Origin of the sequence: Geobacillus sp. E263 (assembly GCF_007197795.1) — a bacterium.
Taxonomy (GTDB): Bacteria; Bacillota; Bacilli; order Bacillales; family Anoxybacillaceae; genus Parageobacillus_B; species Parageobacillus_B toebii.
The window spans coordinates 1,766,313-1,781,411 of the sequence record NZ_CP041632.1 but is presented as its reverse complement, the minus strand read 5'-3'; the positions used below and the strand labels follow the sequence as shown (position 1 = coordinate 1,781,411).

General features: G+C 44.8%; 15 protein-coding genes, 1 pseudogene and 1 riboswitch. Of the genes and pseudogenes, 13 read left to right on the top strand and 3 right to left on the bottom strand.

Going from position 1 to position 15,099, the window contains the following annotated elements; genetic code table 11:
* Positions 1–17: 17 nt before the first annotated feature.
* A riboswitch (FMN riboswitch) is annotated at positions 18–151 on the top strand.
* A gap of 156 nt (positions 152–307) precedes the next feature.
* Positions 308–889, top strand: a complete 582-nt coding sequence (locus FNL97_RS09290) for an ECF transporter S component (RefSeq protein ID WP_015863846.1) — start codon at positions 308–310, stop codon at positions 887–889.
* Positions 890–1,419: 530 nt separating this feature from the next.
* Here FNL97_RS09290 and FNL97_RS09285 read toward each other — a convergent pair.
* The gene (locus FNL97_RS09285; RefSeq protein WP_143415604.1) at positions 1,420–2,025 is read right to left on the bottom strand and encodes a sulfite oxidase-like oxidoreductase; all 606 of its coding nucleotides are present in this window, start codon (positions 2,023–2,025) and stop codon (positions 1,420–1,422) included.
* A gap of 329 nt (positions 2,026–2,354) precedes the next feature.
* Positions 2,355–2,492, bottom strand: coding sequence for a hypothetical protein (locus FNL97_RS18005; protein ID WP_015863848.1), 138 nt, complete (start codon positions 2,490–2,492; stop codon positions 2,355–2,357).
* 308 nt (positions 2,493–2,800) lie between these two features.
* Between FNL97_RS18005 and FNL97_RS09280 the strand changes: the two genes are divergently transcribed.
* The 8 genes from FNL97_RS09280 to FNL97_RS09255 all read left to right on the top strand — a co-directional run bounded on the left by FNL97_RS09280 (position 2,801) and on the right by FNL97_RS09255 (position 7,820).
* Complete coding sequence (locus tag FNL97_RS09280) at positions 2,801–3,127, top strand: YunG family protein (protein WP_015863849.1); 327 nt, start codon at positions 2,801–2,803, stop codon at positions 3,125–3,127.
* Positions 3,128–3,315: 188 nt separating this feature from the next.
* Positions 3,316–3,696: a GNAT family N-acetyltransferase gene (locus FNL97_RS09275; RefSeq protein ID WP_502707811.1), complete on the top strand. Its 381-nt coding sequence runs from the start codon at positions 3,316–3,318 to the stop codon at positions 3,694–3,696.
* A gap of 1 nt (position 3,697) precedes the next feature.
* Positions 3,698–4,195, top strand: a complete 498-nt coding sequence (locus FNL97_RS09270) for a GNAT family N-acetyltransferase (protein ID WP_143415600.1) — start codon at positions 3,698–3,700, stop codon at positions 4,193–4,195.
* Between the two features lie 15 nt (positions 4,196–4,210).
* Complete coding sequence (locus FNL97_RS09265; RefSeq protein WP_143415598.1) at positions 4,211–4,708, top strand: GrpB family protein; 498 nt, start codon at positions 4,211–4,213, stop codon at positions 4,706–4,708.
* 9 nt (positions 4,709–4,717) lie between these two features.
* Positions 4,718–4,927, top strand: coding sequence for a hypothetical protein (locus FNL97_RS18880; protein ID WP_502707715.1), 210 nt, complete (start codon positions 4,718–4,720; stop codon positions 4,925–4,927).
* 11 nt (positions 4,928–4,938) lie between these two features.
* Positions 4,939–6,021, top strand: a complete 1,083-nt coding sequence (locus FNL97_RS09260) for an RNA-guided endonuclease InsQ/TnpB family protein (protein WP_015863580.1) — start codon at positions 4,939–4,941, stop codon at positions 6,019–6,021.
* 531 nt (positions 6,022–6,552) lie between these two features.
* Positions 6,553–6,642 carry a putative holin-like toxin gene (locus FNL97_RS18445; RefSeq protein WP_233252961.1) on the top strand — a complete coding sequence of 30 codons (90 nt, stop codon included), beginning with the start codon at positions 6,553–6,555 and terminating at the stop codon, positions 6,640–6,642.
* 452 nt (positions 6,643–7,094) lie between these two features.
* On the top strand, positions 7,095–7,820 hold the full coding sequence (locus tag FNL97_RS09255; protein ID WP_015863856.1) for a tubby C-terminal domain-like protein: 726 nt from the start codon (positions 7,095–7,097) through the stop codon (positions 7,818–7,820).
* Between the two features lie 37 nt (positions 7,821–7,857).
* Here FNL97_RS09255 and FNL97_RS09250 read toward each other — a convergent pair.
* A pseudogene (locus FNL97_RS09250) lies at positions 7,858–8,034 on the bottom strand (MBL fold metallo-hydrolase); the annotation flags it as partial.
* 466 nt (positions 8,035–8,500) lie between these two features.
* Here FNL97_RS09250 and FNL97_RS09245 point away from each other — a divergent pair.
* The 4 genes from FNL97_RS09245 to FNL97_RS09230 all read left to right on the top strand — a co-directional run bounded on the left by FNL97_RS09245 (position 8,501) and on the right by FNL97_RS09230 (position 14,952).
* Positions 8,501–10,036 carry an NADH dehydrogenase subunit 5 gene (locus FNL97_RS09245; protein WP_143415596.1) on the top strand — a complete coding sequence of 512 codons (1,536 nt, stop codon included), beginning with the start codon at positions 8,501–8,503 and terminating at the stop codon, positions 10,034–10,036.
* On the top strand, positions 10,002–12,641 hold the full coding sequence (locus FNL97_RS09240) for a DUF2309 domain-containing protein (RefSeq protein ID WP_143415594.1): 2,640 nt from the start codon (positions 10,002–10,004) through the stop codon (positions 12,639–12,641). Before FNL97_RS09245 ends, FNL97_RS09240 begins: the two co-directional genes overlap by 35 nt.
* Before the next feature lie 280 nt (positions 12,642–12,921).
* On the top strand, positions 12,922–13,224 hold the full coding sequence (locus tag FNL97_RS09235) for a phasin family protein (protein ID WP_015863859.1): 303 nt from the start codon (positions 12,922–12,924) through the stop codon (positions 13,222–13,224).
* 54 nt (positions 13,225–13,278) lie between these two features.
* Positions 13,279–14,952, top strand: coding sequence for an ABC1 kinase family protein (locus FNL97_RS09230; protein ID WP_062677806.1), 1,674 nt, complete (start codon positions 13,279–13,281; stop codon positions 14,950–14,952).
* Positions 14,953–15,099: the final 147 nt, after the last annotated feature.

Sequence of the window (15,099 nt, the reverse complement as noted above, 5' to 3'; positions counted from 1 at the left end):
AAAAAAATTATAATACGATTCATCTTCGGGGCAGGGTGAAATTCCCGACCGGCGGTGATGAAGCAATTTGCTTCTCAGCCCGCGAGCCGCATAGGCACGATCCGGTGCAATTCCGGAGCCGACAGTATAGTCTGGATGGGAGAAGATGAAGGTTTGCCGGCGTTCGAATGTTGCGCGATCGAACGTCTATTTGAGCATACCCTTTTTCTCCCTTAAGTGTGAACACTTAAGGGTTTTTTATTTGACGCTCAAAGTTGGCAGCCTTCTTCTTGTGAGGATGGATCACGAGAAGGAGAGGAGAATCGACATGAGAAAAATGAATATTCGCGCGCTTGTCTTAATTGGAGTGTTTAGCGCCATCTCGTATTTACTGATGCTGTTAAACTTTCCGCTTCCGCCATTTCCAAACTTTCTATTGGTGGATTTCAGCGATATTCCTGCATTGATCGCCGCGATTCTGTACGGACCGCTGGCGGGAGTGTCCGTTGAATTGCTGAAAAATGTGTTGAATTATTTCATGGTCGGCAGTCCTACCGGCGTTCCGGTCGGTCATATCGCCAACTTTATGGCCGGGATTACGTTTATTTTGCCGACATATTACGTATATCATAAAACAAAATCAAAAAAAGGAATGCTGGCTGGTTTAGTCATTGGCACCGCCGTTATGGCGCTGATGATGAGCGTATTGAACTACTACGTGTTTCTGCCGGCGTATACGATCTTTCTAGGAGCCCCGGCGATGAGCGCGCCGGAAACAAGGGCATTGGTTGTTTCGGCTATCTTGCCGTTTAACGCAGTAAAAGGCGCGATGATCACGATTGTATTTATGCTCTTGTTTGTCCGTTTGCACCAGTGGATGCAAAAACAAGCGGCAACGAATCATGCATAGTGCATATATGCAGCGAGGCTGCCTCAAAAGGCCGTTGAATCGACCTCTTGAGGCAGCCTCTTATTAAATAACCATGCTAAAGTTATTTTTTCTGCTTCTTAATATTCGCAAATATCAAGAAAGGGGAAAATTAGAATTTTTCGACTTCTTATCCCAATTACCTGAATTTTCAACCAAAGGAATGCAAGAACCACCTTTAAACAGCCAATACATTAAAAATAGGTTTTCTAATGAAAATATATGCTAAATGCAAAAAAGTAAAAACCTCGAATGATGCCAAGACAATAATGAAAAACTGGATAGAGCGTATAAAAAGGACAATGTAAAGGTTGAGAATGGGCAACATGGCAGTAAAAGAAAATCATTGTGTGCTCGTTTCTTCCGTGTATGAAGAGTGCAAAAAATAAAAAGAGATTGTCTTAGAAAAGACTCTTTCTCAGCTTGTCGACTTTGTCGGCAAGCTGAGAGGAACTCTAAAAAAGAAACTCTCGTTTTTTAGGAGTGAATACAATGAACTTTTCAAAAAAGTTTTACATATCGTTTGGATCGGCAAAGCGCTCTTCTTTAAACGGATTGGCCGTCATCGAATAGCCGCGCAGCTCCCAATATCCCGGTTCGTCTTTTTTCATAAACTGAATTCCGGATGCCCATTTCGCTCCTTTCCATAAATAAAACGTTGCGGGTGGAATAAAGCGAAGCGGATAGCCGTGTTTTGGAGAAATATCTTGCCAGTCATGATGTTTGTCTTTCCAGCGATACACAAACAGCGCGTCATCGCCCATAAGCGCCTCGAGCGGCAAGTTCGCCGAATAGCCGAAGCGGTCTCCTTTTAAGTAGCCATAAATTTTCACGTATTTCACATCTGGGGCCAGTTCAACAAAGCGCAAAAACTCGCGAAAGGCAATCCCCTCAAATGTCGTATCAAACTTTGACCATGTCGTCACACAATGCATATCAATCGTCGATATCGTTTTCGGCAGCTCCATCACCTGCCGGTAAGATAGCGAAACTTCCTCTTTTACATCCCCAAACAAACGAAAATCCCATGTTTCTTCATCGAACTGGTATACATCCCCCTCATGGAGAATCGGCCATTTTTCCGTTTCAAATTGGCCTGGCGGCAGCTGTTTTGTCAATGGCGTGCACCCTTTCTATGTATTGTTTATATAAATAAAATGATACGTTGAGAAAGCGGCGTTCGCAACTATATAGGCAGGAAATAATCGGATAGAGATAGAATAGACGAATAAGTTTATACTAGGGGGATATAAAATGGCGCACGTGGCATCTTTTGTTACATTTTTTCATAAAAAATATAATCGAAAACTTAAGAAAATGCCAGAAAGGATAACAACAATTAGGAAGAAACAAAAGAATAACTAAAGTTTCAGTGGAGAGAAAGAAAAGTGATTCGTACACAGCTAGCGTATTGTATTTCCTTTATCATGGTTTTTAAATCATTTATTTATTCAGGAAGGTCAGTTCTTTTATGTTCTGTTTTAGTAATGTATCTCGGTTTTCTTGCTACTGCCGCTAAAGAAATAATAAAGCTAATCCCTAAAATAGCTGATAATGTCCATGCGAAAAGTTCAATTGGTGTCATTACCTGATGACCTCCTTTTTTAGTGTTATATATAAAAAGATATGCGTACATGTTTGTCCATTTTCTTAAAGGTTGATCTACTCTATCATGCATTGCACAAACTTCTTGACTGTACCACATATGGTCGATTTTTATTTTGGTTATTGAACCAACCATGGATGTTCAATAATCAGCGAAATCATGAGGGGGATGATTTTTGAAAGAATTAAAATCTGTAGAAATTTTTTGTACTTTATATGCGCATGGGTTAAATTTTTATTTAGAGTCATTTTTGGTTCAGAAAGAAGGGGGTTAACCAATGCATAGTCTTGGAAGAGAAAATATTTGAACTCAAAAATGTTTTAATGAAAGCCTGGTCAATCGAATCAAGCTCGAAATGGACTCGTCAGAATCCAGCAAAAGGACAATGTGGAGTAACTGCGTTAGTGGTAAACGATCTATTTGGTGGAGAAATAATAAAAACAACGACTCCTGAAGGTTGGCATTTTTACAATAAAATAAATGGTCAGCGTTATGATTTAACAGAATCCCAATTCCCGGAAGCTATTGAATATATGGATATCCCTTCTAATAGGGAGGAAGCTTTCTCGGATACGAATGAAAGACAATACCATGATGTTATTTTTAGTTTTTAAAGAAATGCTGATATATCAATGTTTTAGACATATTTTGTATTATCCGCAATCGGATCGTTGCAACGTATCAATCGAAAGCTAGATTGAATCGCAAATGCGCTTGAAAAAGAAACGAATTCGAGACAGTAAGGGGGATCGAGGTGAACATTCACGTCTATAGAGATTTATCCAAGGCGAATTGGCAAGAGATGAAAGATGTATACGAATCAGCCGGATGGACGAAACATTCCGAGGAAATCATCCAACAGGTATTTGAAGCAAGCGACGTGATTGCACTTGCGGTCTATAACGGACGCATCGTTGGGTTTGGCCGTGCGCTTTCCGATGGAGTATTTAATGCGGCGATTTATGATGTCGTCGTTCATCGTGATTTCCAAGGTCATGGCATCGGAAAAGCAATTATCGAGGATTTGCTTGAGCAGCTTAAGCACGTTTCTTGCGTGCATTTAATTGCCACTACCGGAAAAGAGAAGTTTTATCAAAAAGTAGGGTTGAAAAAACTGAAAACCGCTATGGCGCGATATCGAAATTTTGATTTGGCGCGGGAATATTTGGAGGAGGATAGATAAGATGAACGTAAGGCATGCGACGGTAGACGATGCAGAAGAGTTGGCACACCTCATCTTGCAAGTAGAAAAAGAAGCAGAATTTATGCTGTTTGAGGCAGGGGAACGAACGCTCACTCCAGATCTGCAGAGAAGCCAAATCGAAGCGATGCAGAATGAGGAAAACTCCACGATACTGGTGGCAGAGGCGGACGGAAAGCTAGTTGGGTATCTAGTGGCAAGAGGAGGGAGCGCGAGACGAAATAAGCATACGGTATATATCGTCATTGGCGTGCTGGCTTCGTATAGAGGAAAAGGAATCGGTACGATGCTATTTGCCGAATTGGAGCGTTGGGCTCGCACGAAAGGCATTCATCGGTTGGAATTAACGGTAGTCGTCAACAATCAACGCGCGGTATCGTTATATCGCAAAATGGGGTTTGAACAAGAAGGGATCAAACGGCATTCTTTGCAGAGAAATGGAAAATATGTTGATGAATATTACATGGCAAAATTGTTGTAATTCGGAGGAAACAAAATGGAACGTGTTCATTTTTTAGAGCAAAGCCATTTTCACGAACAAGCAGAAAAAACATTTTTGGAACAGAAGGAAAAAATTTTGCGTCTGTTGCCGGAAGCGGATATTCAGCACGTTGGAAGCACGGCGATTCCCAATAGCCTCACCAAAGGGGATCTTGATATTCAAGTGCGGGTTCCTGCGGAAATATTTACTGTTGCTGTAGAGAAACTGTCCGCTTTATATGCAATCAATGAGGGAAGCGTGCAAACGGACTATTTCCGCGCATTTCAAGATGATACGACCGATCCGCCATTAGGTGTCCAACTAACCGTTATCGGTTCTGAATTAGACATCTTTTGGAAATTCCGTGAAGTGTTGTTGGCGAATGACACATACAGAGCGGAATATGACGAATTGAAAAAGGCATACGAAGGAAAAAGTATGGAAGCGTACCGGGAAGCGAAACAACGGTTTTTCGCGCGCCTGATGGAAACGCCGGAGTTTCAGCGGTTGTAAGGAGATGTTATGATGAAAAAGTGGCAAGTGATAAAAAGCGAATATATTTATCAAACACCATTTGGGAATTTGCGAAGTAATAAAGTGGTCCTTCCTAATGGTCACGAGAACATCCGCCGGAAGCCCACTGCTTTAGCTGTGGAAGGAAGGCGGGGTTTATATTTTCAGTATATATTGAATTTTTCGTTCAGTATAAGTACACTGGATTTAGAAAGGTAGGTGAATCAAGAATGCTCTGCACTCTCAAGATTAAATTAATGCCAACTCTTGAACAGTTTCATGCACTGCTGGAAACAATGAAACGGTTTAACCAAGCATGCAACTATATTAGCGAGATTGCTTTTCGCTCCAGAACCTTTTCCAAAACGAAAATCCAGCGGCTTTGCTACTATGACGTCAGGGAAAAATTTGGCCTCTCTGCCCAAATGACCGTTCGTGCCATCGGCAAAGTGTCGGAAAGCTATCGTTTGGATAAAAAAACCTTGCATAACTTTAAAGAAACCGGTGCCATCGTGTATGATGAAAGAATCCTGTCCTTTAAAGGGTTAGAGTATGCTTCCATCCTTACCTTGCAAGGAAGAATGGAAATCCCTATGGTCATTAGCCGCTACCATCAAGGTTTGCTGTGTGGCAACCGTGTTCGGGGTCAAGCCGATTTAGTCCTTCAAAACGGTATTTTTTATTTACTGCTCGTGGTGGACGTTCCCGAAGGCCAGCCCAATTCCGAAAACGGATTTATCGGTGTGGACCTTGGCATCATTAATATCGCCGTCGATAGCACCGGTGAGGTATTTTCCGGCTCGAAGGTCAACGGGCTGCGCCGCCGCCATGCGAAACTTCGCGCCAAACTCCAAAAGAAAGGCACCAAGTCAGCGAAACGCCTGCTTAAAAAGCGTTCCAAGAAGGAAAAACTATTTGCCCGTGATGTGAACCACTGCATTAGCAAGAAGATTGTTGAAAAGGCAAAGGCACTCGGATGCGGCATTGCCCTTGAAGATTTAAAGGGCATCCGCCAACGCACCGAGAAAACGGTTAAAAAGCAACAGCGTCGTCAACACTCTTCTTGGTCTTTTTATCAGTTGAGAAAGTTTATTGAGTATAAAGCGGCGATCGCTGGCGTGCCGGTGGTATTGGTTCATCCAAAAAATACTTCCCGCACCTGTCCGGTTTGCGGACATGTGGCCAAAGAAAACAGACCGTCAAGGGATCAGTTTTGTTGTCGAGCTTGTGGGTACGCTGCCCCTGCCGACAACGTGGCTGCGGAAAACATCCGCAGGGCTGCTGTCAACCAGCCGAACGCGGCAGCCAATTAGGCTAGTTGCAAGCCCACGGCTTTAGCCGTTGGGTAGTTGACTTGGTCGAACATACGAGCTACCATTTAGGACAAATTGTCGATAGGGCGAAGAGAATGACGGGAACTTCATTTCAGTTTTGCCAAAACGGATTAAATGAAAAAACGCTACGGTTGATTATCGAAAGCGAAAAGTTTTGATCAGTGTTTTTTTGTTATAAGATGTGCATAAGCAGCAAGAAACTTCTTGCCGCCTATGATTTTTAAACAGTTATGGTAAATCATTAAATGATGTAGATAAGTATATGGCGAGTTCGCGAATTTTTTCGTCCGTTTCTCTTTTCTTTTTCTGTTGGTCGGGATCTACCGTATAAAAAGTATCTCCTTTATTCTAATGTTCTAATCATTTTTTCGCTTTTAGTGAAAGATTCCTATTTTTATTTTAACATACGAATATATATTCGTATTTTTGGGGATTTATGGTATAATAAACATGCACAGCTACATGCAGGGTGGGCAGTGGCTACTCCCTTAAAGAAGGGAGGTGCCGCTGATGATGACCGTTGCCGATGCGCTGACGTTAATGATTACGTTTGCATCGCTGATCGTAGCCGTCATCGCTGTATCCAAAGACAAAAAGTAACCCACCCTGCTCGGCCTAAGTGAGGGTAGGTTACTATCCGCTTTCCGGGCCACTGCACTTCTTGCAGTAAGCTGTGTATCGATGGGACATTGGTTGCCGCCAATGTCCTGTTTTTATCTTATGTTGTTTAACTTTATTATACGCATACAGTGGATGACATGACAAGAAAATTATCTTTGTATTATTGTTTTTTTTCTGGTGATAAGAAAGCGGCTCGGTACGGAAAAAAGAGACGTTTGATTAATTTTTGAGTTGCATCGCTGTTTATGACGCAACCGTGGTGCAAACGGTGCTGCAAAAAGCGGGGATAAGTTGTCCGAATTTTACAATGTCATTCCAACGATGGTACGCTATGATCGCAAAAACATAAACAGGATAAAACGAAGCAAATCCGATTGTAACTTTTTCCACTCCTCTTTCGTCTACTGCTATTTGGAGAGGAGAGAGAAATTTTGGGGAGATTGTGGTTATTTTTCGTTGTTGCATCGATTGGGATGGCATTGCGTTTTTTGGTTTTAGGAAAATTTGAATGGGGACAGCTGCTTATTGTCTCGGGATTTCTAGCAGGGGTGCTATTGATTTGGGGAATCGAACGCTGGCAGGCTTGGCGTGATGCCTCTTATGAAGGGGCGGAAGACGAAGATGTTTGGCATACGCATATGGCGGAACGATTTTGGACTGGAAAAAAGCGCTTGTTTAAGGGAACGAAAAAGATGGGGGAGTTTTGGCGCTTCTTTCCGCTTCCATGGCAGCGCATTGTCAATAGTATTTTGTCCGATCAAAATCAGTGGTATTTAAATTTGTCTTTTGCATTTGCGGACGGAACTTCGGTACAAATCATAGAGCAGCGGGAAAAACTGTTTCGTGTGAATGATACGTGGCATATTGTGCAAAATGGAGCGGTTGTCGCAGTGGCGCGTACGGATTATTCATGGAAAAACAAGTTGAAGCTGCGCGAGCGCATGATCGTAGAGATACAGGGAAAAACGCTGTTTTTTCAGTCGCCGGAAATGGTTTCCCGCACGGAAGTCTGGTTAGATGGAAAAATGATCGCCGAAGGGAAACGTTCGCGGCTGTTGCGCTGGCGTTATACGTTTCGGGTGAACGAAGGCTATGAAGAATGGGAACGATTGCTTGTTGCGGCGTATGTGCTATTCAATTACGCGTATCACCAGTAAAAGTGGCGCCTCCCGCTGTTTACAGGAGGCGAATTCGTTATTGAACATATTTTCCATAATCCGGCATGGCGATTTGGTTAAACTCGCGCGCTAACTTCGCTAATCCTTCCCACAGTTTTTCACCTGATACTGGCGCTCCATGTCCTGTAATAGCCGTTTCTGGCTGTAATGCCTCCAGTTTTCTTACCGATTCGCGGGCGGCGTTCCATCGAATGTCAATGATACTATTCCACTTCTTTTCGTTCACTATGCGGCAGGTGCGCTCAGCGAACGGCTGCTGAAGAGCTTTTTCGATGAATTAGCGGTAATGGCCTCCGCTTTTGTTTTGATGTAAAAAAGATTCACCGAACATGGGACAATAGTGATATAAAGTAAATATGGTATTGACAAACTTTACGTTTCTGTATAGATTAAATAACATAATAATAAAATCTGAATGTTCCGCATTCGGTAGACTTTCAAACAGTCCGTTTAGAGCGGAGTGGTTGAAAGTAAACCGAAGAACAGTAATACGTGCATTTGGTAGATCTTCAAAAAGCCTTCATAGGCTCGTTGAAGATAAACCGGCTATGTGTACTCGATGCCATTCGTGTACCCTTTTGATGGAAAAGGGAAAACACGGTGGATAGAGGACGACATAGCCGGTTTTTTTGTTGCGGAAAAGAGAGAGGGGGATTCGGTTGGTTTGGTTCATCTTGTTATTCGCAACGGTTGGAATGGCTCTCATCAGTTCTTTATTGCTTCTAGATCGGCGCATGCCGCTATATTATGTGCAGGTGCATGTGGGAGTGATGGTGTTGCCGATTGCTGCGGCGTTAGCGGGGCTGATTTTCGCTGATCATCATGCCGCGGCCGGATTATGGCGTTCTGATATTCTCGCCTGGTTTATGGCGCTGTTTATTTTGACGCTCGGCTGGATGATAGCGCGTTTTTGCCTCCGTTATTTGCATGGCGACCGTGCGTATCGTAAGTATTTTTCCCTGCTTACTTTTACGGTCAGTGCCGCGGCGCTGACCTGGATGAACAATGATATTCGTTTGCTTGTTCTCTTTTGGGGCTTGCCGCTATTGGGGCTTGTGCAGCTGACACGATTAAAAAGGGAATGGCGTCCGGCACGAACAGCGGCGGTGCGTATGGCTATGGTATTTTCACTAAGCTGGCTTGCTTTGTTTGCTGCTGGTTTGTGGTTATGGAGTGCAACCGGACATTGGCAGCTGTCGCTTGCCTTGTCCTCAGAAAGCATCCGCCATCTCGAATGGTGGGAAAAAACAGGGGTGAATGTGCTGCTTATATTGGCAGCGATCATTCCAGCCGGACAATGGCCATTTCAGCGCTGGCTGTTAGAGTCGGCGGTTACACCAACCCCGATTTCAGCAGTGATGCATGCTGGTTTGATCAATGCGGGCGGTCTTTTGTTGACAAGATTTTCTCCATTGTTTAGCGGTGATATATCGCAAATGTTGCTGCTGGTTCTCGCCTCCATTTCGGTGCTCATCGGCACAGGAATTAGTTTTGTTCAAGTCGACTATAAACGGCAATTAGTTGCCTCCACGATGGCGCAAATGGGATTGATGCTCATTCAATGCGCGTTAGGCGCTTATGTTGCGGCAGTCATTCATTTAGTGTTGCACGGTTTGTTTAAAGCGACATTATTTTTACAATCTGGTTCGGTCGTGCCACGTCCAAATAAAATATTTCGTCTATCACCAGCGTTATCGAAGACATGGTTACTTACTGGAGCGATATTTGGTTTTGCGATAGGCTTGCTGTTTTGGATGACCTCACCGGAAGAAAACGCGAGATTGTTGAGCGCACTGATCCTTGGCTGGTCGCTGGCGTTTGCGTGGGGACGGCTTGCTGTTTTTGAAGAGGGACGATGGATTGGATTGGCCGTATTAGCAGGAGTGGCGCTGGCTTCTGAAGCAGTGCATGGCAGTTTCATGATCCTTTTGCATAAAACGGTGCCGCTAAGTTCGAGTTCATCTATGATCACTGAAATGACAGCCGTCTTTATGTTAGTAGTTGGCGGATTAGCGAGCATATGGTTTTCCGCCCATCGTTCATCGGATTCATTTGCACGTTTATATATGTGGCTCGTCCATATTGGCGAACCGCGTTCAGAGTCAGCAGAAAGCCATCCGCATTATCTTGCAGCTTATTTGAAGAAGGAGGCGCAGGCAAATGAATACGACAACCGTATCACTCGAACATCCTAATGTGCGCAAACAACGGAGAGAAGATGTCGCAGTGGATATAAATGTGAGCGCGCTCGTCAAAAGCGCTAGCCAAGCAATCGCCCCGCTTTGGCCGATCGCCGCGTTTGTCGCGCGTCATCCGTGGATGGGACTGGAACATCTTTCGTTTGAGCAAGTTGCGCACCGCTTCAAATTATTGCGAAATATTGACCTTTATCCAAGCATGTCCATGCTGCGTGCGGCGCAACGGAAAGGGGAACTGAATCCGGAGTTTTTGGAAATGCGGCTGCAACGCTGGCTTGATGAGCAATCGCTGGCGATACCGCGTGAGGAAGCAGAACGTTTTTGCCGGGCTGCGCTTTGGCACGAAGAAATTCCGAACGAGGTATTAACGTCTTTGCCATTAAAAAGTTTGGCAGCGAAAGTGAAAGACGTGCTGCGATTACGATCCGATTCCAACCATTTACTGACCCGGCCGCTAAGCCTTCTCCTTGAAGAGCAAGGCAAAGAGAAATGGGCGCGGGTGCTTGACCACCAAATGATCAAATGGTGCAAATTATTTTTAGATGAATCGCAAGCTTTATGGGCAATGCCATATCGAGAAAAAGGATTTTACTACGCATGGCGGAAGCTTGTGATCAACGATCCATCATTAAACAAACAGCAGCGCGAACGATTGAAAGATTTGCCGCATGATCCTGAAGAAGCATTGCGACAAGCGTTGATGTTGCTCGGAATACCGCATGGAGAGATGAAAGGCTACTTGGAAGCGCATCTTCTTTCTTTGCCTGGCTGGGCAGGGATATTGTTGTGGCGCTCGCAGCAATCGGGCCAAGCGCATTTGTTGCTTGTTGATTATTTAGCGATCCGCCTTTCGCTTGAATGGGCATTGATCGCGCCGCATTTACCATTTGCGAAACAAAAAGATGACGATGAAGCGTTTCTTCTTCCGCTTCTTGCGGCTTGGATGCATTGGGGGGGATGGACGCCGGAAAAATGGCTGCAATTGCCGCAAGCGGAGCAGCAAGCGCGTTTATCGCTTGCTTATCGCTTTGACAAAATCGTTCGCGGCAAACTTTGGCTGGAAGCATGGGAAGATACGCAAGAGGCGCAACTAAAGAAAATGATTACGTCCCATTCTCCGAACAACGAGCCAAAACAAGCAGTCGCTCAGCTTATCTTTTGCATTGATGTTCGTTCTGAGCCTTTCCGCCGTCATTTAGAGCAGGCAGGACCATTTGAAACATACGGATGTGCAGGTTTCTTTGGTCTTCCCATCCAAACGCGCGAACTGGACAGCGACCATGCACACGCTTCTTGCCCGGTGATTGTAAAGCCGCAGCATGAAGTTCGCGAATATGCATCAGCAGCAAACGTAAAGGAATACCGCAAACGGCGAAACGTGCTGCTTTCGGTCAGACATACGTTTAAAAAAATGAAACAACATCTGCTTGCAAGCATGTTGCTTCCAGAAGTGAGCGGACCGTGGCTCGGTTTGCATACACTCGCCCGAAGTATAGCGCCAAGCGGAGCGGGCCGCTTCTTCCGCCACGTTCAAGAAACATTAGAACATAAGCCGATGACGGAACTTTCATTGCACCGTGATGATTCCTTGAAAACAACGGATCTGCCAGTAGGGTTTTCTGCGGAAGAAAAAGTGAGATATGTTAGTAATCTACTAAAAGGGATGGGATTGACGTCTCGATTTGCGCCGCTTGTTGTTGTCTGCGGACATGAAAGCACAACAACGAACAATCCTTATGCCTCTTCGCTTGATTGCGGGGCATGCGGCGGGGCGGCTGGAGGATTCAATGCTCGTGTGTTTGCCGCGCTATGTAACCTGAAAGAGGTGCGGGAAGGCCTTGCAAAGGAAGGAATCGTTATTCCAGAAGACACTGTTTTTGTTGCTGCTGAGCATATGACAACGGTCGATGAACTTCGCTGGCTTTATGTGCCACCGCTTTCGGAAGCAGCACAAAAAGCGTTCGATATGCTGCAAGGAAAGCTCGAAGAAGTAAGCCGCAACACGAATAACGAGCGGTTGTCGAAGCTGCCGGGGCTCGACAAAAAGCAAAAGGATCCGCTTGCTGAAGCACGCCGCCGCGCCGAAGACTGGAGCGAAATCCGTCCGGAATGGGGGCTTGCCGGCAACGCGGCGTTGATCATTGGCCGCCGCGAGTTAACAAAGCATTGTAATTTAGAAGGGAGAGTATTTCTCCATAGCTATGACTGGCGCAAAGATCCATCCGGCGAGGCGCTCGCCAACATCATCACCGGTCCGGTGACCGTTGCACAATGGATTAACTTGCAATATTACGCATCAACTGTCGCTCCGCATTATTACGGAAGCGGCAGCAAAACGACGCAAACGGTCACCGCGGGAATCGGCGTTATGCAAGGGAATGCCAGCGATTTGCTCGCCGGGCTTCCGTGGCAGTCGGTCATGGCATCTGATGACGAAATGTTCCATTCCCCGCTTCGGTTGCTCGTCATCATCGAAGCACCACAGCAAAATATCGAGCGTTTGTTCGAAGACGATCCTCATTTTCGCAGAAAAGTGAAAAACGGCTGGCTTCGCCTTGTTTCTATCGACCCGGACAGTGGTGAGTGGAAAGCTTGGAGATGATGGATTTGTTGATGAAGGCACTGACTTTGCAAAAAAGTCGGTGCTTTTTTATATAAATAGGTGCGTTTTTCTTATTGAAACAGAAGACAAATATTGATTCATAAAAAGACAGTCTAAAAGGAAAATTAACAAAAAAGACATCTTGGGAGGAAATCTATAAAAAGCGGGGAAATGTTTTATTGGTCAATGGGAGGGGCGCTTTCACGGAGAATAGGAGCGCTCGACACAACGTTGTGAAAGTGATATCATGATGTAAAAACTTAAAGGAGGCTGCAAGCTTATGAGCATTCTTAAAAAAGGACTGGCGTTTGGACTCGGATTGGCGTTAGCGAGCAAGGAGCAAGTGGAAAAATTAATTGATGAGTTGGTGAAAAAAGGAGAATTGTCGCTTGAAGAATCGAAGGATATTATTGAACAGTGGAAGCAGCAAACAGACGAAAGAAAAGCAGAATTGCAGCGCATCGTGCGCGAACAGATCAAACAAGTGATCGATAAATTCGATTTGGTGACGAAAGACGAACTGCAACAATTAGAACAACGAATCCGCCGCTTAGAAGAAAAATTAGAAGAAAAAGAAGATTAGTAATCGAACAGGGGTCCCACGGGGGCCCATGTCCATTAAGGGGGGCTGGACGGATTGATTGGAAAAAGAATGCGCCATATAAGCCGTTATCGCGATATCGCTGTTGCATTGCTCCGCCATGGCTTTGAAATGGTGGTTGAGGAAATCGGCTTTTCCCAGTTTCTTTCCCTTCCGCAACGGCTGCGTGTAGGCAAAAAGAAGGATGAAAAAACGATTGGCGAGCGCATCCGCCTTGTGCTCGAGGAACTAGGCCCGACCTTCGTGAAATTAGGTCAGCTGGCTAGCACGCGCCCCGATTTAATTCCAGAACACATTATTCGTGAACTGGAAAAATTGCAAGATCAAGTCCCACCTTTTTCGTTTGCCGATGTTCGCCGCATTATCGAGGAGGAGTTGGGGGAAGAGCTGGACCATATTTTTCGATCTTTTGAGGAAGTTCCGCTTGCCGCTGCCTCGATCGGGCAAGTTCATCGAGCAGTCCTTCATTCCGGTGAAAGGGTAGCGGTGAAAATTCAGCGGCCGCATATCGCATCGGTCATAGAAACAGATTTGGAAATTCTTCAAGATTTGACCGCTCTTGCGGAACGCCGCTTGGAGTGGGCGGAGCAATATCAGATACGTGATATATTGGACGAGCTATCGAAATCGCTTCGTCTAGAGCTCGATTACACCGTAGAGGCGCGCAATGCCGAGAAATTTTCCAAACAGTTTCAAAGCGATCCAACTATTTATGTGCCAAAAGTGTTTTGGGACTATTCAACAAAAAAAGTACTGACGATGGAATATGTAGAAGGTATCAAACTCGGGGAACTTGAGCGGCTGAAACAACACGGCTATAACTTAAAAATTCTAGCGGAGCGGCTGGCGAAGGGAATGTTCCAGCAAATTTTTATGGAAGGCTTTTTTCATGGAGATCCCCATCCGGGAAATGTGTTAGCTTTGTCGGGAGACGTGATTGCGTTCATTGATTTCGGCATGGTAGGGAGAATCACTCCAGAAATGAAATATCATTTATCTTCCTTAATTATCGCTTTGATGCGCCAAAGCACCGATGGAGTCATGAAAACGATCGGAGATATGGGCTTGGTGCCGGATGAGGTAAATGTAAGCCAGCTGCGTGAAGATATCGAGCAATTGAGAGAAAAATATTATCATATTCCGTTGAGCAAAGTCAGTCTCGGCGAGGCGGTTCAGGATTTGCTTCATGTTGCATTTCGCCACTCGATCCGCATCCCAAGCGATTTAACGTTGTTAGGGAAGGCGCTATTGACGGTGGAAGGGATCGTGGAAAAATTGGATCCCGACTTTAGTATTATCGACTTTGCCGAACCGTTTGGCCGCCAGCTGCTAAAGGAGCGGATGCGGCCGAAAAATGTGGCGGAAATGGCATGGAAACGCTTTTCCGATTATGGGGAACTGCTTGTGGATTTGCCGAAAAATATAAAAGAATTAACGAGACTGATGAATCAAGGGAAAGTACGCCTGGAGATCGGCATCCCTGACCTGGATTTTCTATTGAGAAAATTAGACCAAATCAGTAATCGTTTATCGTTTAGCATTGTTTTGCTTTCCTTCAGCATCATTATGGTCGGCATTATTATCGGCTCGTCGATGGGAAGACAATCGACATTATTGTGGAAAATTCCGGCGATCGAGATTGGCTTTTGCGTCGCTACCTTAATGTTTTGCTGGCTTTTATATTCGATTTTTAGATCGGGAAGATTTTAAAAGGATATTTCCTTCTTTTTTTTTGGTACCAGTACTATATGTTTCGCTTTCAAATGTGATTATGTACTTCCCCCCCTGTCAATCATCTATTTATGGATAACTGTTCCATCAATGATGCCAAATTCTGCTTTTTATAGCGATTTTTAA

What these genes read in the sequence shown, in the direction of transcription:
- FNL97_RS09290 (WP_015863846.1), top strand. Translation starts at nt 308, where the DNA reads ATGAGAAAAATGAATATTCGCGCGCTTGTCTTAATTGGAGTGTTTAGC.
- FNL97_RS18005 (WP_015863848.1), bottom strand. Translation starts at nt 2,492, where the DNA reads ATGACACCAATTGAACTTTTCGCATGGACATTATCAGCTATTTTAGGG.
- FNL97_RS09275 (WP_502707811.1), top strand. Translation starts at nt 3,316, where the DNA reads ATGAAAGATGTATACGAATCAGCCGGATGGACGAAACATTCCGAGGAA.
- FNL97_RS09270 (WP_143415600.1), top strand. Translation starts at nt 3,698, where the DNA reads ATGAACGTAAGGCATGCGACGGTAGACGATGCAGAAGAGTTGGCACAC.
- FNL97_RS09265 (WP_143415598.1), top strand. Translation starts at nt 4,211, where the DNA reads ATGGAACGTGTTCATTTTTTAGAGCAAAGCCATTTTCACGAACAAGCA.
- FNL97_RS18880 (WP_502707715.1), top strand. Translation starts at nt 4,718, where the DNA reads ATGATGAAAAAGTGGCAAGTGATAAAAAGCGAATATATTTATCAAACA.
- FNL97_RS09260 (WP_015863580.1), top strand. Translation starts at nt 4,939, where the DNA reads ATGCTCTGCACTCTCAAGATTAAATTAATGCCAACTCTTGAACAGTTT.
- FNL97_RS18445 (WP_233252961.1), top strand. Translation starts at nt 6,553, where the DNA reads ATGATGACCGTTGCCGATGCGCTGACGTTAATGATTACGTTTGCATCG.
- FNL97_RS09240 (WP_143415594.1), top strand. Translation starts at nt 10,002, where the DNA reads ATGAATACGACAACCGTATCACTCGAACATCCTAATGTGCGCAAACAA.
- FNL97_RS09235 (WP_015863859.1), top strand. Translation starts at nt 12,922, where the DNA reads ATGAGCATTCTTAAAAAAGGACTGGCGTTTGGACTCGGATTGGCGTTA.